Raw genomic sequence first — 22671 nt, forward strand, 5'->3', positions numbered from 1 at the left:
TTAATGGCAGAAAATCCAAGTAGTATTGAAATTAAGCCCGGCGACTTCGAGCCGTTAGACAAGCAAGCGGGTCCTGATAATGAACGGATCGCAGCGCCTTCGCTGACTTTCGGCCAAGACGTTTGGCGGCGGCTGAAGTCGAATAAGACCGCCTTTGTCAGTTTTATCGTGTTAGTGTTCTTGTTCTTAGTGGCTTTCGGTGGTCGAGCAGTGTATCACGTTGACCCGAACGCCCAAGCACCCAAGTACGCTAACTTACCACCGAAGATTCCGGGTGTGAACATTCATGGGTTGAATGGTCACTTGACGCAATCTGGTAAGGATGTCGATGCCTATGCCGCAGCGGGTGCTAAGTCTGATGTGCACTATATCTTAGGGACTGACTATCTAGGTCGGGACTTGCTTGCGCGGATTATGTATGGGACTCGGATTTCCCTTGAAATTGCGTTGATTGCCACCTTGATTGACTTGACGATTGGTGTCGGGTTCGGGATACTCTCCGGTTGGAAAGGTGGGCGAGTCGATTTGTTCATGCAACGTGTGATTGAAATCCTCTCGTCCATCCCTCAATTAGTTATCATGGTGTTAATGGCAACGGCCTTCACGAAGACCGGGATGGCATCTATCATCGCGGCGATTGCGATTACCGGGTGGACCACGATGGCCCGTTTGACTCGTGCGCAGACGTTGCAACTGAAGAACCAAGACTTTATTTTGGCGGCGCGGACCTTAGGTGAATCGCCAGTCAAAATTGCTTGGAAACACTTGTTACCTAACCTTTCAAGTGTCATCATCATTCAAACGATGTTCACGATTCCAAGTGCGATCTTCTTCGAAGCGTTCTTGAGTTATATCGGGATTGGGATCAGTTCACCACAAGCTTCATTGGGGACGTTGATTTCCGATGGACAGAAGAACTTCCAATTCTTGCCATACCAGATGTGGTACCCAGCTATCGTGCTGATTATCCTGATGCTCGCCTTCAACTTGTTAGGTGACGGGATGCGCGATGCGTTTGATCCAAAGTCGAAACGTTAGGAGGACGGCAGAACTATGGATAAACCGGAAAATGTCATTGAAGTCCGTAACTTGGAAATCAATTTCCACACTTATGCGGGCGAAGTTAAAGCCATCCGTGACGTTAGCTTTGATTTACGTAAGGGTGAAACCTTGGCCATCGTTGGTGAATCAGGGTCTGGTAAGTCAGTGACGACCCGTTCACTGATGGGCTTGCTGGCACCGAATGCTGAAATTAAACGTGGATCGATCATGTTCCACGGCGAAGATATTATTAAGAAGTCTGAAAAGGAAATGCAGAATATTCGTGGTAAGGATATTGCCATGATCTTCCAAGATCCGATGACTTCATTAGACCCGACGATGCGGATCGGGATGCAAATCGCCGAACCGTTGATGAAACATAAAGGGTTGAAGAAAAAAGAAGCCATTGCGCAAGCTTTGGAAATGTTGAAGTTGGTTGGGATCACTAATCCTGAAGGCCGCATCAATGATTATCCTTACCAATTCTCTGGTGGGATGCGGCAACGGATCGTGATTGCGATTGCGCTGGTCTGCTACCCAGAAGTGCTGATTGCTGACGAACCAACCACTGCGTTGGACGTGACGATTCAAGCACAGATTCTGGATTTGATGAAGGACTTACAGAATCGTATCGATACTTCCATCATTTTCATCACTCATGATTTGGGTGTCGTGGCTGGGATGGCTGACCGAGTGGCCGTTATGTACGCGGGTAAAATCGTGGAATACGGCACGGTCGATGAAATCTTCTTCAATCCCCAACATCCATATACGTGGGGCTTATTGAACTCGATGCCGACGTTGGATACTGAAAGTGGTTCATTGTCTGCGATTCCAGGGACGCCACCTGATTTACTGGAACCACCAGTCGGGGACGCCTTTGCAGCGCGGAGTGACTACGCCATGAAGATCGATACTGAAAAGGAACCACCGTTCTTCAAAGTATCAGATACGCACTATGCGGCGACCTGGTTGCTTCATCCAGACGCACCTAAAGTCACACCACCGGCCGAAATCGTCCGGCGGCAACAAAAGTTTGCGGCGATGCAAAAGCCACAACCACCAATTCCAGATCCTGCAGCAAAGGAGTAAGTAGACATGCCTGAAGAACGTAAGAAAATTCTAGAAGTTCGCCATTTAAAGCAATACTTTAATGTCGGCAAAAAAGATGAAGTCCGGGCCGTTGACGACGTCTCCTTTGACATTTATGAAGGTGAAACGTTCGGTCTAGTTGGTGAATCCGGTTCAGGGAAGACCACGACCGGCCGATCAATCATTCATCTATATGAACCGACTGATGGTGAAATCATTTTTAATGGGAAAGACGTCTCTAAATTACGCACGAAAAAGGAACGGCATGAATTTCGGCGTGAGATTCAGATGATTTTCCAAGATCCATACGCGTCACTGAATCCACGGATGAAGGTCAAGGATATTGTCGCTGAAGGAATCGATATTCACGGCTTAGCCAAGGATGACGACGACCGGACCAAGCAGGTGGAAGACTTGCTGGAAACGGTTGGTCTGAACAAGGACCATTCCAGCCGGTATCCACATGAATTCTCTGGTGGGCAACGGCAACGGATCGGGATTGCCCGGGCGCTAGCCGTTGAACCTAAATTCATCATCGCTGACGAACCAATCTCAGCACTGGACGTTTCGATTCAAGCTCAAGTGGTTAACTTGATGAAGGAACTCCAAGTTAAGCAGAATTTGACGTATCTGTTCATCGCCCATGACTTGTCAATGGTCAAGTACATCAGTGACCGCATCGGCGTCATGCACTACGGTAAGATTCTAGAAATTGGTCCAGCTGATGAAGTTTATAATCATCCGCTACACAAGTACACTGAAAGTCTGATTTCAGCGGTACCCGTGCCAGACCCTGAGTTCGAACGTAACCGTAAGCAAGTGCCTTACGATGAAACGACTGAACATGATGGCAAGAAGCGCCGGATGGTTGAAATTGCCCCAGGACACTTTGTCCGGGCAACTGAAGATGAGGTGCCTATTTACACCAAGCGAGCAATTGACGCTGGCTTGATTACGGAATTCTCTGAATAAACACATTGAAACGGACGGCGAGCAAGGATGCTTCGCCGTCCGTTTTGATTGTCATCTGATAAGCTGATTAATTAACAACCATTATAATTAACTCATGTTAACTTGAAATATAAATTTAACATTTTTTAGATATTAATACTGAACGGCGTGTGATGCTTGTACTGACAAGGGATAGCAGGGTTCCTTGCCGGATTAAACGGTTACCTGCAGTAAAAGTTGTTTGTGTAAAACTTGTAATTATGTAATAATAATAACGTTAATAAAGCTTGTTAACGAACTATTCATCTTAATAATTGATTCGCACCATTTTTAAAAGAATATTGCGTGTACATCGTTGAATTAATTGAGGTCACGGCGGATACTGTTATTTTTTTGTTTAAACGAAACGTATCATAAAGACTGACATGATAAGAACTGTTTCGCACTATTTTTTTAAAAATCATGCGAGTAGGTTTTGATTTCTTTGGATAGTTGATGAGAAAGAGTGAAATTCAGGAAGGATGCTGTTAGTATGCAACAACCAATTAACTATATTATGAATATTATGCACCTGGAACGTGACCTTAAGCGACTCACGTCTAATTGGTCGTCGATGACGGGATTGAGCTTAAACGAATTGCGAATCTTAGTTTACGTCGAACAGCGCCCAGGAATCCAAATCGGCGATGTCGCCACTGCTTTGAATGTGGCCAAAGCGTCATTAGCTCAAAATATTGGAACGTTGATTACCCAAGGTTGGTTGAAGAGTCAGCCAATCAAGCAAGATCGGCGGCTACGTGTTTTAACGTTGACGAAGACTGGTCAGGAGCGGATGAAGGCAGTTGATGAACAGTTGACCCAGTCACTGGATTCAGCACCGGCAACTCAATTAGCGAGTCAATTATCAACGCTGCAGCCCTAAGGCGGGGGCCAATGCGGCTAATTAAGCGAATATGAAAATAAAGTGCGGGACAAAGGGTTGATTCTCTTTGGCCCGCGTTTTTACGTTGAGCAATATTGACCTGGGGATGAGCATAATTCATTAAAAATAGCGTGGGTTAGTTTAAGCTAGGTTAAGCAATTTGAACTGAATAAAAATTAATTGAGGTGTAAGCGAGCGTATGCATTATAATGTAGAACCACTGCGGACGTCCCAGGAAATCGATGATTTTTTATGGGCCGTCTCGCAAGCGCGTTATGGGGAACGCAATCGGATGATCGTGCTAGTCGGCATCAATACCGGTCTGCGGATGAGTGATATTTTGAGGTTAACAGTCGGCCAAGTTCGGGGCAAAGAACGAGTCATGATTATTGAACAGAAAACTGGCAAGAAACGCTGGTTATTTTTGAAGAATCTCAAGTCAGAATTATTACATTTCACCCAGTACCGGGCTCCCAGTGAGCCACTGTTCTGTAGTGGTCGAGGTGGGGCGCTAACTGTCAACGGCGTCTACCGCATCTTTCAGACCGCCAGTGATTTTCTCGAACGAGATGACATCGGCACCCACACATTACGTAAGACGTTTGGTTATCATTATTATCAACAAACTCATGACATTGCCAGCTTGATGATGATTTTTAACCATTCCAGTGAGCAGGTCACCAAGCGCTATATTGGTATCGAGCGTGATAATATGGAACAACAGTTGTGGGACTTTCGGTTGGGGGTGTAGGTAGTGTTGGCTAAAGGCTTGTCGGATGGGTTGTTTCGAAAAAGATGAATACGGGGGCCGAATAATGATCATGTACGTTGAATCAAGTCTTTTTGACAGTCCTGCTCAAGTGCTAGTGAATCCTGTCAATACCGTTGGCGTGATGGGAAAGGGGCTGGCACTTCAATTCAAGCAACAATATCCGGAAATGTTTACCAATTACCCACGCTTTTGTGAAAGCGGGGCGCTGACAGTCGGAAAACTTTATCTATACAAAACTCCAGGAAAGTGGGTTTTAAATTTTCCAACGAAAAAGAATTGGCGAAATAAATCGCAATTAGCCTATATCGAGGTCGGGCTACAGAAGTTTGTCGCGACTTATCAGGAAAAAGGGCATCGAATCTATTTCATTTCCACAGTTGGGTGCCGGCAATGGTGGTCTTGACTGGGAGCGAGAAGTTAAGCCACTGATGGAGAAGTATTTAGGAGAATTGCCGATTACGGTCTATATCCATTGCTATCCTGCTTAGGAAAAAGGGCTGAAATAGGATAATGCCGAATGCATGCTTGGAAAACCCATTGTATTACGCATTGTGCTGGTTAATTTGTCATGGATCATGATTAAATCGTACTGTTTTCTAAGTTTAAGTGCTGCCAGCTAAGACCCGCTGGAAGTAGTGCGAGTTACTGTAAACATGCAGTAGCAGGATCGTCCTACACCGGCTTCCAGGCATTCTAGGCAATGGCCGGATCGTGGTGGACACAGATTTAAGCCGAAACCCACGTCTTAAATACTGGTCTTTCACTAACCAAGCACAAGACGCTTGCAAAGTGATATTTCACCACTGGGCCTTGCCCCGAATGCCTTCCAGCCGGGATGGTATTCGAAAGGCAGACATGTGCGGACCAACTTTTTATTGGATTAGTCGTTGGTTCTTAGCAAACAGTCATTTTGACATTCAACTGTCAGACTTATTCTTAATGATAGCTAAACTTTCTTCCCTGATTTTAAGTCTTCGAATCTTCGGGTTCACTGGACTTGCCATAACTTTCTCTAGTAGCCTGAGATAGCAAAGTTTAGAAAGGATAAACGAGGACAATTTTATCGACTAATTTCAAGACCAGTTGCCATTGGAATTAGCAAGTAACATTTAGGAAATCTTCCAGCGCTTGAATGCTGTAAAATATTATCATATCGGTTAAAAGATCGCCTGAAGGACGGAACCCTAATATTCAGTGGTCAATTGCGCCAGGATAGGTGGTCGTTCATCCGCCATTCGAACGGCTTACCGACTGGAGGGGCTGGCTGACAATGCTCAGTAGCCAAATTATTCTTAGCTGGAAGTGGTCTTCTTCCGGCTTAGAATAAGACTCGTATTTGAAATTGCGCAGTGGGTTTCTGCGTGAGTTCAAATCGATGTCGGCTGCGCTCCAGCAATTGTCAGCCGGCCCCGGAAGTCGGATTATGACGCGCATCGGCTGACGAACAGACCGTCAGCTCACTAGCATGTTTTATTCATAATACACTTACACGCACAACGTGTTTGCAAAATAAAAAAGGTAGGTCAATGCCGGACATAAATCCGGGCATTAACCTACCTTTTTAAAGCTTCAATTATTCCGCCTTAGTCTCCGCAGCTAAGACGATCTTGCCGTCTTCAACTTTAGCGACCATGTTCTTAACATCGCCGTGATCCAAATAGAAGTCAGCGATGCGGTCTTCAATCTGTTCTTGAATGACACGCCGAAGTGGACGAGCACCCATTTGTGGGTTGTAGCCCAATTCAACGAGTTTTTCTTCAACTGGTTCAGTAACATGAACGTGCAGTCCTTGGTTAGCGAGCATGCCGTTGACATCTTCAATCATCAAGCCAACGATCTTCATCAAGTTTTCCTTGGAAAGGGCGTTGAATTGAATGATGTCGTCGAACCGGTTCAGAAATTCGGGCTTGAAGTAATCCGTTAACCGACTAGTAATGTCGTGCGTCTTACCTTCAGCCGCAGCACCGAACCCGACGTTAGCTTCACTGTCACCAGTACCGGCGTTAGACGTCATGATGATGATGGTATCCTTGAAGCTGACGGTCCGACCTTGAGAATCGGTCAAACGACCATCGTCAAGAATTTGCAGGAACATGTGCATGACGTCAGGATGAGCCTTTTCAACTTCGTCTAGTAAGACCAAGCTGTATGGGTGACGCCGAACTTGTTCAGTAAGCTGACCGGCTTCTTCATACCCAACATAGCCAGGCGGTGAACCAATCAACTTCGCCACTGAATGTGGTTCCATGTATTCACTCATGTCAAAGCGAATCATGGCATCCTCTGAACCAAATAGTTCCTTCGCTAATTGCTTAGCAAGTTCCGTCTTACCAACCCCAGTAGGGCCGACGAACATAAACGAACCGATTGGCCGACCAGTGCCGTTCAAACCGATCCGGTTACGACGAATCGCGCGGGCAACGGCGTCAACTGCTTGGTCTTGACCAATGACGTTACTCTTCAAGTCAGGGGCCAAGGTCTTCATTTGAGCCTGTTCCTTAGCTTGTAAGTCACCGACTGGAATACTCGTCTTTTCTTCAACGATTTGTTCCATATCTTTGACGGTCACAGTGGCCGTGTCGTTGTTAGGCTGGTCTGCATTTTCGTCAGGCTTAGCCTTTTCCAACTTAGCGACTTGATCACGATAGTAAGCAGCTTTTTCGTAGTCTTCCTTCTTCAAGGCATCCTGCTTTTGCTTCTCCGCTTCGTCGATCTTTTCCTGAATCGTCTTAGGATCGACCGTCTTCAAAGTCAAGTTCTTACGTGAACCAGCTTCATCGAGTAAGTCGATGGCCTTGTCAGGTAAGAACCGGTCTTGAATGTAACGGTTCGATAACTTGACCGCAGCGACGATTGCATCTTCGTCGTACTTCACGTGATGGTAATCTTCGTACTTCTTTTGAATACCCTTGAGAATCTTGATGGATTCTTCGACGCTTGGTTCGTTGACCGTCACTGGTTGGAACCGACGGGCGAGGGCGGCATCCTTTTCGATGTCCCGGTATTCATTTAAGGTGGTTGCCCCAACTAATTGGAAATCACCACGGGCAAGGGCCGGCTTCAAAACGTTGCCAGCGTCCATACCGCCTTCAGCATTGCCGGCACCCATGATTTCATGGATTTCGTCAATGAAGAGGACGATGTTCGGATTGCTCTGAACTTCCTTCATTAATTGTTGCATCCGTTGTTCGAACTGGCCGCGAATCCCGGTTCCTTGAACAAGGGAAGCCACGTCCAAACGAATGATTTCTTTATCTAACAGTTTTTGTGGAACTTGACCAGCAACGATTTTCTGTGCTAAGCCTTCCACGACCGCCGTCTTACCAACCCCGGCTTCACCAATCAAAACAGGATTGTTCTTCGTCCGGCGATTCAAGATCTCGATAACACGGTTGATCTCGTTATCGCGACCGATGACCGGGTCGATTTTACCCTGCTTGGCTTGCGCCGTTAAGTTGAAGCCATATTGGCCAAGGAGGCCACCGCCGTTGTTATTGCCACGACGATTGCCGCCACCATTAGGACCAGCTGGCTGGGTCGGTGGGGTCTGTTGCTGCCGGTAAGCGTTATTGGAATCAACGCCGCCCTGCATTGCACGGAAAATGTCGTCAAGACCACCAAAACCGAATGGATCTTGTGCCATATCAGCACCTCCAACTCCGTTATTTGGTTGCTGTTCCTGATTCTTTAGCAGTTGATAGCAATTTTGACAAAGATTGATTTGTCGCCGCTGACCGTTGACGCTCGTATATAAATGGATCGTCGCTTCGTTCTTATGGCAATTGTCACAAAGCATTATGCTGTCACACACCTTTCGCATCAGAAATATAACTAAACCACTAGGGCTATAGTTAAAGGTTCAAGGATTTGTTTGACCTTTGTTGACCTTTGACTATTAGTATAGCGAATTTACGGACCGTTGCAAGCGAAAAGTCTCAAAATCAAAACTGGAAATTGTCTGACCATCTTGCGGCAGGTTGTATTAATTTAGTTATTTCTGAATAGTCTGGATAGTTGCAACTCATGGCTTGTCTTGTAACCGGATTCGTTGTATATTAATTATCTGGCTAGTAACAGTCCGGATGCAACCGTCTGTCTATATTATAGTACAAAGCGGTTTTTTTGCATGGATTGCGCCTGACCAGTTTTGATGTTTCGAGCACGGCTTTTCATTAGCAGCCGTCAGCTGTTAGTGAGCGGCGGAAGGTCGGGCCTGAAACGTCAAAAGGATGGTGCAGCGATGGCTTAACCAGACTTTGAGGAGGTGGCAATGAATTGGCAACGGATTATACCCAATTAATGGAAGCGTTACGCACGGGTGAACAGGAAACGTTCACCGTGACGCCGGAAGAATTCATGGCTTTTCACGATGCGTACATGAAGTATGAGTATCGGAAGAGAGTGATTGGAACGGCGGACCTCGATGGCCGCATTGTTTACCATTTTGAGAAGGATGGTACAGCAACCAATTAATAGGCCTAGCTTGAATGAAAGGGCTTGTATTTTAATTGGATAATTGCTATCATCATTATTAAGGGCTCCTGAGTAGACGTGTTGGCGGCAACTCGAATTCACTCGGAACCAATTTTAAATTTATCTATCTTGAAGGAGATCGAATAGTTATGGAAAAGAAAGAATTTCACGTAATCGCAGACACTGGTATCCACGCACGTCCAGCTACTTTATTGGTACAATCAGCAAGTAAGTTCAACTCAGAAATTACGTTGCAATACCAAGACAAGTCAGTTAACTTGAAGTCCATCATGGGTGTTATGTCACTCGGTGTTGGTAAAGATGCTGACGTTACCATTTCTGCAGAAGGTGCCGACGAAGCCGACGCTATTGCAGCTTTAACTGAAACGATGAAGAAAGAAGGATTATCTGAATAATGGCTGAAAAGGTACTAAAAGGAATTGCGGCCAGTGATGGTATCGCAATTGCTAAGGCCTATATGCTAGTTGATCCAGATTTATCATTCGAAAAAACAACGGTCTCCGATACGGATGCTGAAGTTGCACGGTTACATGATGCTTTTGATGCTTCCAAGGCAGAACTAAAGGTCATTAAAGACAAAGCGGTTGAAAACTTGGGTGAAGAAGAAGCAGAAGTTTTTGAAGCTCATATCACCATTTTGTCTGACCCAGAAATGCTTGGACAAATTGAAGGTAAAATCAAGGATGATAAAGTCAATGCAGAAGAAGCCTTGAAGGAAGTTACGGATACTTTCATTTCAATGTTCGAAGCAATGACGGATAATGCATATATGCAAGAACGAGCCGGTGATATTCGCGACGTGACGAAGCGGGTCTTAAGTCACTTGTTAGGGGTTACCTTACCAAGTCCAGCTTTGATTGACTCCGAAGTTATCGTGGTTGCCCACGATTTAACACCTAGTGATACTGCTCAACTTGATCGTAAGTATGTTAAGGGCTTCATTACTGATATTGGTGGTCGGACGAGTCACTCCGCTATCATGTCACGGACGCTTGAAATTCCAGCGGTCGTTGGTTCCGAATCAGCCACAGCTGATATCAAGGCGGGCGACACGGTCGTCTTAGATGGTATCAACGGTGATGCTTTGGTTGAACCAACCGACGCTGAAGTAACGGATTACGAACAAAAGGCGAAGGACTTCGTGGCGCAAAAAGCTGAATGGGCTAAGTTGAAGAATGAAGCTACTGTTTCTAAAGACGGTAAGCACTTCGAATTAGCTTCAAACATCGGGACTCCAGACGATATGGATGGGGTTTTGGATGCCGGCTCAGAAGCCATTGGGTTATTCCGGTCAGAATTCTTGTACATGAATAGTTCAGAATTACCTGACGAAGAGACGCAATTCCAAGCTTACAAGAAGGTTGTCGAAGGCATGAACGGCAAACCCGTGATTGTCCGGACCATGGATATCGGTGGCGATAAGGAATTACCTTACTTGCCATTACCTGATGAAATGAACCCATTCTTGGGTTACCGGGCGATTCGGATTTCGCTTGATCGTGATGACATTTTCCGGACCCAGTTACGCGCGCTATTACGGGCGTCGCACTATGGTCAATTACGGATTATGTTCCCAATGATTGCCACTCTTGATGAATTTCGTAAGGCCAAGGCCATCTTCGAAGAAGAAAAGGCTAAGTTGGTCGCTGCTGGGACACCAGTTGCAGATGACATCAAACTTGGGATTATGATCGAAATCCCTGCTGCCGCAATTTTGGCTGACCAATTTGCTAAGGAAGTTGACTTCTTTAGTATTGGGACCAACGACTTGATCCAATATTCCTTTGCTGCTGACCGTGGTAACGAACAAGTTTCATACTTGTATCAACCATACAACCCATCGTTGTTACGTTTGATCAAGCATGTGATTGACGCTGCTCACGCTAACGGTCGCTTCACAGGGATGTGTGGTGAAGTTGCTGGGGACCAAATCGCGGTACCATTACTGATGGGCTTAGGCTTGGATGAATTCTCAATGAGTTCAACTTCCGTGCTTAAGACGCGTTCATTGATGAAGAAGCTTGATACTAAGGAAATGGCTAAATTAGCTGATAAGGCGCTTAACGAGTGTGTTACCAACGAAGAAGTCAAAGAATTAGTTGAAAAGAACGTCTTTGATAAGTAATCAACATTAAGCGATTCAGGAAAGAGTAAATCTGCGGATTTGCTCTTTTTTTGCATTTTGGGGTTAGTGGAGATAAGTGGCAAGCTGGAGTTATTCTTGATTTGGAGACAACACACTGTACTAGCTTCTACTTAGCACTAAAGATGATGAAACGGACAGGTTTTTTAAGTTCAAAAGCAACCAGCTTAGACCCGCTGGAAACAAAGCGAGTTAGTGTAAACCTGCAGTGGGAGGTGCTTCCTAGTCCGGTTTACGGGCATTCTGGGCAATGGCCGGAACGTGGTGGACACAGATTTAAGCCGAAAACCACGTCTTAAATACTGGTCTTTCACTAACCAAGCCAAAAACGCTTGATAAGTGAAACTTCACCACTGGGCCTTGCCCAGAATACCCTCCAGCCGGGATGGTATTCGAAAGGCAGACGTGTGCGGCCCTAACTGTTAATGAACGGATTTTTAGTACTTAGGATACCGCCTTCTGGTGATTAACTGTAAGGTAGCCGCTAATTCTCACAAGGCTATTGACTTATGCTTGAATGTTACGAACCACCAACATCACTACTATATTTTTCTTGTTGAATACAATTGAAAAGTCGCTAATTTTGCCGTTTAACCTTAAGAGGCTTCTATTGAAACTAGGCAATGATCTTCAGACTATCCTATCAGTATTTAAATTTCAGAGGTCAGAAATCACATAAATATAATTTTGAGTTTTTCTGAAGTTCCAGTCATTAAATATTCAGTGACCATTGTACCGAGTTAGGTTGCCATTTATCAGCGATTAGAGTGGCTTCTGGGAGGTCGGATGAGTGTCCACACCAGCTGATGAACAGTATGACGACTAACTGGCCCGATTCGTGGCAAACTTGCACAATGCGTGAGACTTTATTTGAAGTGCCATTGATACGCTGTTTGTGTCTGCAAGACTTGTATTCAGTGCTGCGAACGGTCGCATGAGCTCAAGTCTATATTCTGATGCTGGACAGATTTGAAGTTTTAATGGAGTTTTGGTAAAATCCTAATTCTACTGCTAGTTTGGAAGGGCAGCAGGGGTGGTTAAATGTTGCAGATGCTGAGTCGGCTAAATTATGAAGCATCATCAACATCAACCAATTTGGATAAGTACATATTTCAGAAAATAACGATCATTCTAGTTATAGTTGGGTGCACCTATGTCTGCCTTTCGAATAACATCCAGGCTGGAAGGTGTTTCTGACAATGCTAAGCGATGAAATTCCACTTAGCAAGCGTTGTGTGCTTGGTTAGTGGAAGACCAGTATTTAAGACGTGGGCTTTCGGCTTAAATCTGTGTCCATCGCGTTCCAGCGTTGTCAGAAATTCCTGTAAGCCGGTGTCCGACGCGCCTCAATCGGCAGGTTTACGCTAATTTGTACTATTTCCAGCGGTTCTCAGCTGGCTGCTTTTGACGTTGAATTTGACTTAAATACGTTATGCCAATCAACTCATGTGCACAAATTGTGCACATGGGTGGCAATATACATATCAGTATGAAAGACCGAGTGACAGGGGTCGTATTTGCGGGTCAAGATAGACTAGAACAATGGAAAGTCAATAAGCCCATGTATTTCAGCCTTAGCTAATGAATTTTAGCAAGCATTTGAGCTGTTCAGTGCCTGTCCGAACTCTTAATTTATATTAAGATTATTTGCAACTCGGATATTTAACCAATATAATGTTTATAATATAGCCATTGAGTCGTTTTCGTGGGGACCGCGACAAACAGGTCCCATAGCGGATAAGCAACATTAATCAGCGGTACTGTTGATTAATGAAATAAGGGGAGAATCTACGTGAATATCGGGATATTTACAGACACATACTATCCACAGGTGAGTGGGGTCGCAACGTCCATTAAGGTGTTACGCAATCAACTCGAACGGGCTGGTCATCAAGTCTATATCTTTACGACCACGGATCCCCATGTTGATAAGAATATTTATGAGCGGAATATCTTTCGATTTACCAGCATTCCGTTCGTTTCGTTTACCGATCGCCGGATTGCTGTCCGGGGGTTGTTTAAAGCCTACCAGGTGGCCAAGGACTTAGGCCTGGATATCGTGCATACTCAGACGGAGTTCTCGATGGGCATGATTGGTAAATTTGTTGCCAAACAATTAAAAGTGCCATGTATTCATACGTACCATACGATGTATGAAGATTATTTACATTATATTGCGAACGGAAAACTATTGAAACCATACCACGTGAAGGAAGCTACGCGCGCCTATTGTTACCATCTTAATGGAATTGTCGCGCCAAGTGACCGGGTCGCCAAGACGTTGACTGGTTACGGCGTTAAAGCGCCGATTCGGATTATTCCGACTGGTATCGACATCAACCAGTATGAACAACAGTCGACGGCTGATTATCGTAAACAACTGGGCTATCAACCGGATACGCCGGTGTTGCTGTCGTTGAGTCGGTTGGCGTACGAGAAAAACATTCACGAAGTCATCGCGGCCTTACCAGCGATTTTAGACCAGGTGCCCGCCGCCCAATTACTGATTGTCGGTGATGGGCCAGCGCGTGAAACACTGGAAAATCAGGTGGAAGCAGCTGGCTTGAGTGACCACGTCCAATTTACGGGTGAAATCGATAATGACGCTGTTTATAACTACTATCAGATGGCAGATTTATTTGTCTCGGCTTCGAATTCCGAATCGCAAGGGTTAACGTATATTGAGGCAATGGCAGCAGGTTTGAAGACCGTCGTGGCATCCAGTCCATATACGGACCAATTATTAGACGATCCGTCATTGGGGACGACGTTTACGAGTGAAGCTGGTCTGGTCAAGGACGTGGTGCGCTATTTGCAACATCCGACGACTTTCGATGATCCCAAACCCCGGCAAAAGAAACTGTATCAGATTTCGGCCGAGTATTTTGGCAAGCAAGTCATCAACTATTACCAGGATGTGCAACTGGCTTATTCGGAATCAACGGATAAATCAGCCAATATCAGCAATTAACGAGTGGGACTACGGGCGTTGAATTGCTGTGTCACATGTAAGGGGACGAATTATGTTAGACATTACCATGTTTTCAAAGGCCGATTCAGTTAAAGGCCAAGGCGTTGGTAGCGCCTATCTTGAATTGATGCGGTTACTGCAGACGCATTGGCAAGATGAGTTCAATATTAAGGTCAATCGGTACGGGCGTTCTGCGATCTCGCATTATCATACGGTCAACCCGATGTTTTACTTGTCGACGTTCATGCCGAATCGGGGGCGCAAGATCGGTTACGTCCACTTTTTACCTGAGACGTTGGAAGGTAGCTTGAAGTTGCCGCGACCGTTTCAAGTGATTTTTAACCGCTACTTGATTTCTTTCTACAAACGGATGGATCACATCGTCGTGGTTAATCCGACGTTTATTCCGAAGCTGGAAGCGTACCATATCAAACGTGCGGATGTGACTTACATTCCGAACTTTGTTAGCAAGCGCGAGTTTTATGAAATGACCAAGTCCAAACAGTTGCGGTTGCGTCAGCAGTACGGTTATGATCAACACAAGTTCATGATTATTGGCACAGGGCAGATTCAGGATCGGAAAGGTGTGCCCGACTTCATCACTTTAGCAAAGCGCAATCCGGATATTCAGTTCGTCTGGGCCGGGGGCTTTTCGTTCGGTCGGATTACGGATGGGTATCAGGATTTAAAACAAGTCGTTGATAATCCACCGGCTAATCTATCGTTTCCAGGGATCGTGGCCCGTGAGAAGCTGGTCGACTACTATAATATGGCCGACTTATTCTTGTTGCCATCGTATAACGAATTGTTTCCGATGTCGGTGCTCGAGGCGTTTAGCTGTGGGACACCGGTACTATTGCGCGACTTAGATTTATATCGCGCCATTATTGACGGCTACTATCAAGCTGCGACGGACGTCGATGACATGCAAAAACAAATCGACCATCTGCGTAATAATCCTGCCGGGATGCAATTTTTACATGACAAAGCTGTCTTAGCCGCTCAGGATTACTCTGAGGAACGGCTAGCGAGCGTCTGGCATGATTTTTATTTGCAACAGGCAAAAGAGGGGTAGTCAATGACAAGAAAAAATATCTGGTCATTACTTATCATGGTTGCACTGGGTGTTGGGATCTCTTGGTACTCGTTGTGTAACGTGAAATTGAGCAATCTGATGGATGATATCGTCACCTTGAATTGGTGGTGGCTACTCGTTGCACTCGGTTGTGTTGGCCTCTACTTCGGGTTAGAGGCTGTCGTGGTTCAAAAGTTCGTTCGGCACCGTTATCGGCACTATACGTTTCGAAATGCCTTACGGGTGCCCTTAGCGGAACAGCTCTTTAACGGCATCACACCCTTTTCGTCGGGTGGCCAGCCGGCACAAATCTTCGTGATGGCACAGTCGGGTATCGATGCCGGGCGGGCAAGCTCGGTCGCGTTGATGAAGTTTGTCGTGTTCCAGGCGATGGTCGTTCTGAACTTTCTATTTTCGATGTTAATTGGGTTTCATTACTTGGCCGAAAAGTTGAGTTACTTGTCGTTGTACGTGTTACTCGGTTTTTTGATTCACTTTGGGGTGATCGTTGGCCTGTTATTGGTGATGTACTGGTATAATTTCACCAAACGCGCCGTTAAAATCGTTCTGATCCCAGTGGGCTGGTTTATGAAAGCCGAGCGTTTTGCCAAGTTTGAGCAAAATATCAGCGATAAAATCGATTCATTCTATGAAGAAAGTTTACGGATGACGAAGGATTGGCGGATGTTATTAGAAGTCAGTATTGTGACTTTCTTGCAACTGTTCTTCTACTACCTGATCCCGTACTTTATCATGCGGGCGATGGGCGTGGATGATGTCAATCTAATTATGGTCACCAGTCTTAACGTACTGATTTTCTTAGTCACGTCACTGTTTCCAATTCCTGGGGGCGCTGGTGGGGCTGAGTTTGGGTTCACCGCGTTATTTGCCAAGTTCATTCCGACGCACAGTAAGTTGATCTTAGCGATGCTGATCTGGCGTATTTTGACCTATTATCTCGGGTTATTCCTAGGAATGATTGCGATGGCGATGCACCCGGAGAAAGCCGAAGAAATTCCGATGACTGAAGATAGCCAGGAGACAGAACTGTGACTTTAATGGGCCGGGCCAAGAATCCGACCCATTTTTCGCGGTTAACGATATGTAATTAAAGGAAGGTACTATGTTAAAGTTAATCAAACACCGGCTAGCGACGGGGCTCGTGCTAGCTGCCGGCATGGTCGGCTTACTGATGGGGACGCCAGCGGTTCATGCGGCCAATAAAGCTGATGAAGTCAAAGCGGCTTATATTATGGATGCACAAAGTGGTCAGGTCGTGTATGCGCAAAATGCCGACCAGAAGTTACCGATTGCGTCGTTGAGCAAGTTGATGACGCTTTATTTGGTAGAATCAGCGATTCAGCGTGGTCAAATCAAATGGACAGATACGGTGCCCATTGACAAAAACGTTCGTAAAATGGCAACGAGTGCCACGCTCTCAGTGATGCCCATGCCGGCCAAGGAACATTTTACGGTGAAAGAACTGTTTGCTGCGACCTTAGTCGGCTCCTCGAATAGTGGTGCAATTGCCCTCGGGGAATACGTCGCCGGTAGTAACGCCAAATTTATTAAGTTAATGAACCAACAAGCCGCCAAGTGGCAGTTAGATGCGCATTTTATCAGTGCGTCCGGACTAGATAATACTGACTTGACCAACTATGACTTGAAAATCGCGGGCACTGGCGAGCAGGGCCAAAACATGGTCTCAGCCCGGGCGGTGACGACGATTGCGCGGCACCTGATCAATGACTATCCGGATGTCATCAAAGTTGCCGACCAACGTTCTGTGAAAATTCACAAGTACACGGTCCCGACCTCGGTTCAAATCTTGAAGGGTGAGAAGTATTATGACTACCGAGTGCCCGTTGACGGTTTGAAGACGGGTTACACCAACCAAGCCGGTGCTTGTCTCGTGGCGACCTTCCGGCAAAATGGTCGACGGATGATTGCGACCACGTTGGGCGGCGCCTGGAAGTTTACCGCCAACAATAACCTGCGCTTGATGTTGAAGCAGACCGAACGCTATCAACAAGTCGCGCCGAAAACGATCCAGTATCAGATCCCGGGAACGACGACCAAGCTGCAACTGGAGACGGACAGTCAGACGACTATGTGGCAGAATACGGACCATCCGATGACCCAGGCGAAGATCGAACTCTGGCCGTTGCATCGGACGAAGCCTAACTATTTAGCCGCAGGGACGGCTGTCTTGAAATTGCGATTGACGGACCCATTATCGGGAACCGTCCATAACGTTATTTATCGCACACCTAAGGCTTTAACGATGCTCGGCCCAGTCCAATGGGCGACGCAAGTTAAAAAGTCGACTACGGTCAGTGCAGCTGCTTTTGCGATGGCGAAGTAGGACCGCACACCAACCAGTTGAATTGAATGCAAACGCCCCGTTAACGAGTGAAAAATTCGTTAACGGGGCGTTTTTTAATGCTTTTCGTTAATTTGGCAGAACGTGTGTTAAATTTCGCGGTTAGTCAACGCGATTAGCAGGCGTTTGCATGTAGGCCGTGAGTCGGTCCATAGCGAGTTGTAGCTTTTCCATGCTGGCAGCGTAGCTCAGGCGAACATAGCCTTCGCCTTCAGCACCAAACCCAGTCCCAGGGATAATCGCTAATTGATTCTTACGTGCCAGGTCCTTGCAGAAGGCCATTGAATCTTGTTCGAAGCCGGCTGGAATCTTAGCAAAGATGTAGAAGGCACCCGTTGGCCGGGCAATCTTGAAACCGAGCTTGGACATCGTTTGATAGACAAAGTCTCGCCGTGCTTGGTATTCATTGCGCATTGGTAACGCGTCATCGATTCCATTAGTCAGGGCTTCGACGCCGGCCTTTTGGGCAATGGTGGTAGCGGCAGTCACGTAATATTGGTGGACTTTCTTTAACTGAGCTGTCATTTCTTTGGAAGCGAATAGGAACCCAATCCGCCAACCAGTCATCGCATGTGATTTGGATAAGCCGTTGATCAAGATGACTTCATCGGGGATATATTTGGCAATCGAGACGTGGTCACTCCCGTATGTGAGTTCGCTATAAATTTCATCCGAAACGACCCAGAGATTATGACGTTGGAAGCATTCGGCTAAGGCCTTGACTTCATCGGCGACGTAAGTGACACCAGTCGGGTTGTTTGGATAGTTGAGAACAATGCCCTTGAAGTGTTCGTCGGGATGGGCTGCAATGAAGTCATCGACCATCTTAGGTGTGATAATGAAGTCATTGACGCCGGTGTCCATGAAGAGTGGCCGAGCGTGGGCTTCCTGGATAATTGGAATGTAGGCAGGGAAGATCGGTGATGGCACGATGATGGCGTCGCCAGGATTGCAGATCGTCGTCAGCGCAGTCGCAATCGCTTCTGTGGCCCCCACGGTGACTAAGACTTGGTCTTCCGCGTCGTAGTGCACGCCGTACTTGGTTGCTTGAAAATTAGCGGCTGCTTGGCGTAGTTCGAGTAGGCCGGCCATCCCGGTGTAGTGAGAGAAGTTGTCGTCGATTGCCTTCTTAGCGGCTGCTTTGACGTGTTCTGGTGTGTTGAAGTCGGGTTCGCCCAAGGTCAACTTGACCATATCAGGAATTGCGCTCACTTCTTCGTCGAATTGGCGGATGGTTGAAACTTGAATCTGACTGATCGTCTCGTTGAGATCGTCTCTAAATAGTGTCATATGTCCAAACTCCTTTAAATTTATAAGTTGTTCTAATTTTAGCACAACTTCTCACCGTCTTAGCATCAAGTTAGGGTATAATTATAAGTGTGAAATTTTGTGGTAAAAATGGGCTTTCTACTAAAAAAACGTGTTATTAGTCCTATTTTTTGCTAGAATGTAAACAAAACTTGAAGGAGCGAGATTAGTATAATGGATAAATCTGAACTATCAGCAATTCTCAAACGATTAGAAGCCATGCGGACGACTGATGCGACCGAAGTGCAGTCACGGCGGTTCGAAAAGGAAGGCGTTCAACGTGGACAGGTAGCGTACGATCCCGCAACCTCGACGTATACGTTACAAGAATTCAATCCGGACCAAACGTTTGAATTCGATAACATCGACCTAGTTGCCATCGAACTTTACGACTTGTTGACGGACAACTAGTATTCCCCCAAAATCCAGATAGATTTTCGATAGATCCATATTATGACGCGTTGTAATGTTGAAGAATTTTTGAAGAAATCTTCAAGATATTGCTAACTAGTACGCAACCGTTATAATATGGATTTGTTAATAGCAATAACGGAGGAAGAAATTACCATGCCTAAATTTATAAAAAACACGGTTGGGAAAGTCAACACAACGTTGGGCTTTTACCTCCTGACCGTGGTCTTATTTTGGCTAAAGACATATATCGCTTATAAGAGTGAGTTTACTTTAGGGGTTAAGGGACCCGTTCAGGAATTTATCCTGTTTTTGAATCCATTTCCGACAGCCATCGTGTTGCTCGGTATTGCCTTGTATTTCCGGGGCCGTTTAAAATATTGGATCATGATGATCATCGACGCCATTCAGACGACGTGGTTATTTGCCAATATTTTATACTACCGGGAATTCTCTGATTTTATGTCGGCAGGGGTAATTAAGAGTTCTGGTGCTGCAAGTAATAACCTTGGGAAGAGTTTAGGGCAGATTATTCACGGCACCGACTTTTTGGTCTATGCGGATGTTGTGTTGTTGATCCTCCTATTGGCTTTCAAGGTGATTCGAATCGATCCGCGGCCATTTAAGATTCGATATGCGGCGACGTTGACGATGATTGGGGTCGCATTATTCGCAGTGGACCTCGGCATGTCCGAACACGACCGTTCAGATTTATTGACGCGGACGTTTGATAACAACTACATCGTGAAGTATCTCGGCCTGAACACATATGCGGGTTATAGTTTCTATCAGACTGAAAAGGAAAGTGCGACCCGTGCCCAGGCAAGTAGTAGTGATATGAAGAGTGTCTTGGCCTACCTGAAGAAGAATCAGGCCGGTGAGAACGTCAAGTACTTTGGTAAGGCCAAAGGAAAGAACGTCTTCGTGATTCACTTGGAAAGTTTCCAGCAATTTTTGATTGATTATAAGGTCGATGGCAAGGAAGTCACACCGAACCTGAACAAGTTCTATCACGATAAGAGCACGCTGAGTTTTGATAACTTCTATCACCAAGTGGCACAGGGGAAGACTTCTGATGCAGAAATGATGATGGAAAACTCCCTGTTTGGGTTACCGACTGGTTCGGCAATGACCCAGTACGGGACTTCGAACACCTTCCAGGCAGCACCAGCAATCTTAGCGCAAAAAGGGTACACAACTGCGGCCTTCCATGGTGACGTGGCTAGTTTCTGGAACCGGGATAACGCCTACAAGTCATGGGGCTATGATTATTTCTTCTATTCTTCGTACTATAAGGAGAAGGCAGATTATAACATCGGCTATGGCTTGAAGGATAAGATCTTCTTCAAGGACTCCGTGAAGTACCTCGAACAGTTACCACAACCGTTTTACGCTAAGCTGATTACGTTGACGAACCACTATCCATATGAATTGGATAAGAAGAACCAGTCGATCGACAAAACCAAGACGGGTGACTCGACCGTGGATGGCTATGTTCAAACGGCCCACTATTTGGATCAGGCCTTTGCTGAATTTATCAGTTACTTGAAGAAGGCGGGTCTCTATAAGAACAGTATGATCGTGCTCTATGGTGACCACTATGGGATTTCCAACAACCATAAGGCGGCGATTGCGCAATTACTCGGCAAGAAGTCCGTCACGAGCTTCGACTTAGCACAATTCCAGAAGGTCCCATTCATGATTCACTCAGAAGGAATCAAGGGTGGTGTCAACCACACGTATGGTGGCGAAATCGATGCCTTACCAACGATTTTTGATTTGTTGGGTATCAAGAACAAGGGTTACATCCAGTTCGGAACTGACCTGTTGTCGAAGCAGCATAACCAGACTGTCGCGTTCCGTAATGGGGACTTTGTTTCACCAACGTACACCAAAATCAGTGGGACAGTCTATGATTCGAAGACGGGTAAGAAGTTAACGAATATGACGACCAAGCAGAAGGACACCGTCAAGCAGATGCAGAACCACGTGACGACGGAACTCTCCTTGTCCGACCGTGTCATTCAAGGTGACTTGTTGCGCTTCTATACACCTAAGGGCTTCAAGAAGGTCGATAAGTCCAAGTATAGCTATAAGATCACGAAGACCCTCAAATCGTTGAAAGAGATTCAGGCTGAGAAGAATACCAGTCTATTGTCCAAACGTAAGGGGAAGTCTTCTGAGAGTTTGTATAAGACGGATGCACCCGAATTATCCAGCTCAAGTGACAGTAGCAGTTCAAGCAGTAGTAGTTCAGATTAGATCAGTTGTAATTTAGAGGAACGATGCCAGATGATGGTGTTGTTCCTCTTTTTTTTATTGTCATTATGGTTATCTGAGGCAAGCGCAGTTTAGAAGTGACGTCTCTATAAACATTAGTCTATCAATTCCAGACAATGTGATAAGAGGTTAGCTTGACTGAGATGGCGGGTGGCGTTTATGGATTTGGCTGGGACTGCTGGTGCGCTAGTATTGCCGGAGTGGCTGAGCGACGGATGGTTGTTCCGACTGTTTGATCGGTGGCGATATATGAACTTGAAGTATTGACAAGCAGGGTGATGGTTGATTGGCGTTGTGAGTCATGATTGCTCAGGCACAAATAAAATATTCACTTTTGAATCAGTGCCAGGTCATTGAAAAATGGCGCTTGAAAATTATTCAGTGTTTACGATAAAAATGTCTTGCTATCTTGATTGAAACCCCGTAAAATATAACCTATTGCGACAACAAATGGTGTTCAAAATTTTTCTGAAATTAATTCATAAAAAGGGTTGACCCGGGTCGTTATTCTTGGTATTATATTTCTTGTCGTTAAGAGCGATATGCAACATTACTCATTATTGTGAATATTCTGATTGATGTGAGCCATTACATTGAATAGTTATTCAAAATAATTTATAAAAAGATGTTGACAGGTTGTTCTGATGATGATAAACTTTAATAGTTGCGTTGAGGTAATCAACGAACGATTTAGACCTTTGAAAACTGAATAAAGTTTCGACGAATCAAATGTGTAGGGTCTCTTGATTTTGAATCAAGAGCAAAACATTTGCGAAGTCAATTCGCTAGCAAATAAATTTTAGTACAACATTAAATGAGCTTTTTAGA

The 22671-nt window shown here is 45.6% G+C and carries 18 protein-coding genes; 16 read left to right on the forward strand and 2 right to left on the reverse strand.

Annotation, left to right across the window (positions count from 1 at the left end):
* The first annotated feature begins 3 nt into the window (after positions 1–3).
* From MZO40_RS14035 to MZO40_RS17660, 7 genes are all read left to right on the forward strand, one after another.
* Positions 4–1038, forward strand: coding sequence for an ABC transporter permease (locus MZO40_RS14035; RefSeq protein ID WP_088769764.1), 1035 nt, complete (start codon positions 4–6; stop codon positions 1036–1038).
* A 15-nt stretch (positions 1039–1053) separates the two neighbouring features.
* On the forward strand, positions 1054–2133 hold the full coding sequence (locus MZO40_RS14040; RefSeq protein ID WP_003638276.1) for an ABC transporter ATP-binding protein: 1080 nt from the start codon (positions 1054–1056) through the stop codon (positions 2131–2133).
* A 6-nt stretch (positions 2134–2139) separates the two neighbouring features.
* The gene (locus MZO40_RS14045) at positions 2140–3105 is read left to right on the forward strand and encodes an ABC transporter ATP-binding protein (protein WP_003638277.1); all 966 of its coding nucleotides are present in this window, start codon (positions 2140–2142) and stop codon (positions 3103–3105) included.
* A gap of 511 nt (positions 3106–3616) precedes the next feature.
* A complete protein-coding gene (locus MZO40_RS14050; protein ID WP_003638278.1) occupies positions 3617–4006 on the forward strand; it encodes a MarR family winged helix-turn-helix transcriptional regulator in 390 nt (129 codons plus the stop codon).
* Positions 4007–4205: 199 nt separating this feature from the next.
* A complete protein-coding gene (locus tag MZO40_RS14055) occupies positions 4206–4757 on the forward strand; it encodes a tyrosine-type recombinase/integrase (RefSeq protein WP_050340349.1) in 552 nt (183 codons plus the stop codon).
* A gap of 64 nt (positions 4758–4821) precedes the next feature.
* The gene (locus MZO40_RS14060) at positions 4822–5181 is read left to right on the forward strand and encodes a macro domain-containing protein (protein ID WP_165861074.1); all 360 of its coding nucleotides are present in this window, start codon (positions 4822–4824) and stop codon (positions 5179–5181) included.
* Positions 5105–5266, forward strand: a complete 162-nt coding sequence (locus MZO40_RS17660) for a hypothetical protein (protein ID WP_353057361.1) — start codon at positions 5105–5107, stop codon at positions 5264–5266. Before MZO40_RS14060 ends, MZO40_RS17660 begins: the two co-directional genes overlap by 77 nt.
* A gap of 1085 nt (positions 5267–6351) precedes the next feature.
* Here the strand turns inward: MZO40_RS17660 and MZO40_RS14065 are convergent.
* Positions 6352–8574, reverse strand: a complete 2223-nt coding sequence (locus MZO40_RS14065) for an ATP-dependent Clp protease ATP-binding subunit (RefSeq protein ID WP_003638280.1) — start codon at positions 8572–8574, stop codon at positions 6352–6354.
* Positions 8575–9053: 479 nt separating this feature from the next.
* Between MZO40_RS14065 and MZO40_RS14070 the strand changes: the two genes are divergently transcribed.
* The 7 genes from MZO40_RS14070 (at position 9054) to MZO40_RS14100 (ending at position 17826) form a co-directional block, all read left to right on the forward strand.
* Positions 9054–9251, forward strand: coding sequence for a hypothetical protein (locus tag MZO40_RS14070; protein WP_088769761.1), 198 nt, complete (start codon positions 9054–9056; stop codon positions 9249–9251).
* A 149-nt stretch (positions 9252–9400) separates the two neighbouring features.
* Positions 9401–9667 (forward strand): phosphocarrier protein HPr, encoded by a 267-nt coding sequence (locus tag MZO40_RS14075; protein ID WP_003638282.1) that lies wholly within the window; start codon positions 9401–9403, stop codon positions 9665–9667.
* A complete protein-coding gene (gene ptsP / locus MZO40_RS14080) occupies positions 9667–11397 on the forward strand; it encodes a phosphoenolpyruvate--protein phosphotransferase (RefSeq protein ID WP_003638283.1) in 1731 nt (576 codons plus the stop codon). Before MZO40_RS14075 ends, ptsP begins: the two co-directional genes overlap by 1 nt.
* Positions 11398–13207: 1810 nt before the next feature.
* Positions 13208–14386, forward strand: coding sequence for a glycosyltransferase family 4 protein (locus MZO40_RS14085; protein ID WP_050340346.1), 1179 nt, complete (start codon positions 13208–13210; stop codon positions 14384–14386).
* 52 nt (positions 14387–14438) lie between these two features.
* Positions 14439–15461: a glycosyltransferase family 4 protein gene (locus MZO40_RS14090; RefSeq protein ID WP_003638285.1), complete on the forward strand. Its 1023-nt coding sequence runs from the start codon at positions 14439–14441 to the stop codon at positions 15459–15461.
* Between the two features lie 3 nt (positions 15462–15464).
* Positions 15465–16514: a lysylphosphatidylglycerol synthase transmembrane domain-containing protein gene (locus MZO40_RS14095; RefSeq protein ID WP_105962163.1), complete on the forward strand. Its 1050-nt coding sequence runs from the start codon at positions 15465–15467 to the stop codon at positions 16512–16514.
* Between the two features lie 70 nt (positions 16515–16584).
* Positions 16585–17826, forward strand: coding sequence for a D-alanyl-D-alanine carboxypeptidase family protein (locus MZO40_RS14100; protein ID WP_252133361.1), 1242 nt, complete (start codon positions 16585–16587; stop codon positions 17824–17826).
* Between the two features lie 120 nt (positions 17827–17946).
* Here MZO40_RS14100 and MZO40_RS14105 read toward each other — a convergent pair whose 3' ends face one another.
* Positions 17947–19134: a pyridoxal phosphate-dependent aminotransferase gene (locus tag MZO40_RS14105; RefSeq protein WP_105962165.1), complete on the reverse strand. Its 1188-nt coding sequence runs from the start codon at positions 19132–19134 to the stop codon at positions 17947–17949.
* A gap of 192 nt (positions 19135–19326) precedes the next feature.
* On the opposite strand from MZO40_RS14105, the gene MZO40_RS14110 reads away from it, so the two are divergent.
* Together MZO40_RS14110 and MZO40_RS14115 are read left to right on the forward strand one after the other, a co-directional pair.
* Entirely contained in the window at positions 19327–19563 is a 237-nt protein-coding gene (locus MZO40_RS14110) for a YkuJ family protein (RefSeq protein WP_003638289.1), read from the forward strand.
* Positions 19564–19719: 156 nt separating this feature from the next.
* The gene (locus MZO40_RS14115; protein WP_050340342.1) at positions 19720–21825 is read left to right on the forward strand and encodes an LTA synthase family protein; all 2106 of its coding nucleotides are present in this window, start codon (positions 19720–19722) and stop codon (positions 21823–21825) included.
* The last annotated feature ends 846 nt before the right edge of the window (positions 21826–22671 follow it).

The sequence above is a fragment of the Lactiplantibacillus sp. B652 genome (assembly GCF_023806745.1).
In the GTDB taxonomy this organism is placed as follows: domain Bacteria; phylum Bacillota; class Bacilli; order Lactobacillales; family Lactobacillaceae; genus Lactiplantibacillus; species Lactiplantibacillus pentosus.

What these genes read in the sequence shown, in the direction of transcription:
- MZO40_RS14075 (WP_003638282.1), top strand. Translation starts at nt 9,401, where the DNA reads ATGGAAAAGAAAGAATTTCACGTAATCGCAGACACTGGTATCCACGCA.
- MZO40_RS14050 (WP_003638278.1), top strand. Translation starts at nt 3,617, where the DNA reads ATGCAACAACCAATTAACTATATTATGAATATTATGCACCTGGAACGT.
- MZO40_RS14090 (WP_003638285.1), top strand. Translation starts at nt 14,439, where the DNA reads ATGTTAGACATTACCATGTTTTCAAAGGCCGATTCAGTTAAAGGCCAA.
- MZO40_RS14060 (WP_165861074.1), top strand. Translation starts at nt 4,822, where the DNA reads ATGATCATGTACGTTGAATCAAGTCTTTTTGACAGTCCTGCTCAAGTG.
- MZO40_RS14095 (WP_105962163.1), top strand. Translation starts at nt 15,465, where the DNA reads ATGACAAGAAAAAATATCTGGTCATTACTTATCATGGTTGCACTGGGT.
- MZO40_RS14100 (WP_252133361.1), top strand. Translation starts at nt 16,585, where the DNA reads ATGTTAAAGTTAATCAAACACCGGCTAGCGACGGGGCTCGTGCTAGCT.
- MZO40_RS14040 (WP_003638276.1), top strand. Translation starts at nt 1,054, where the DNA reads ATGGATAAACCGGAAAATGTCATTGAAGTCCGTAACTTGGAAATCAAT.
- MZO40_RS14065 (WP_003638280.1), bottom strand. Translation starts at nt 8,574, where the DNA reads ATGCTTTGTGACAATTGCCATAAGAACGAAGCGACGATCCATTTATAT.
- MZO40_RS14110 (WP_003638289.1), top strand. Translation starts at nt 19,327, where the DNA reads ATGGATAAATCTGAACTATCAGCAATTCTCAAACGATTAGAAGCCATG.
- MZO40_RS14035 (WP_088769764.1), top strand. Translation starts at nt 4, where the DNA reads ATGGCAGAAAATCCAAGTAGTATTGAAATTAAGCCCGGCGACTTCGAG.
- MZO40_RS14055 (WP_050340349.1), top strand. Translation starts at nt 4,206, where the DNA reads ATGCATTATAATGTAGAACCACTGCGGACGTCCCAGGAAATCGATGAT.
- MZO40_RS14105 (WP_105962165.1), bottom strand. Translation starts at nt 19,134, where the DNA reads ATGACACTATTTAGAGACGATCTCAACGAGACGATCAGTCAGATTCAA.
- MZO40_RS14115 (WP_050340342.1), top strand. Translation starts at nt 19,720, where the DNA reads ATGCCTAAATTTATAAAAAACACGGTTGGGAAAGTCAACACAACGTTG.
- ptsP (WP_003638283.1), top strand. Translation starts at nt 9,667, where the DNA reads ATGGCTGAAAAGGTACTAAAAGGAATTGCGGCCAGTGATGGTATCGCA.
- MZO40_RS14045 (WP_003638277.1), top strand. Translation starts at nt 2,140, where the DNA reads ATGCCTGAAGAACGTAAGAAAATTCTAGAAGTTCGCCATTTAAAGCAA.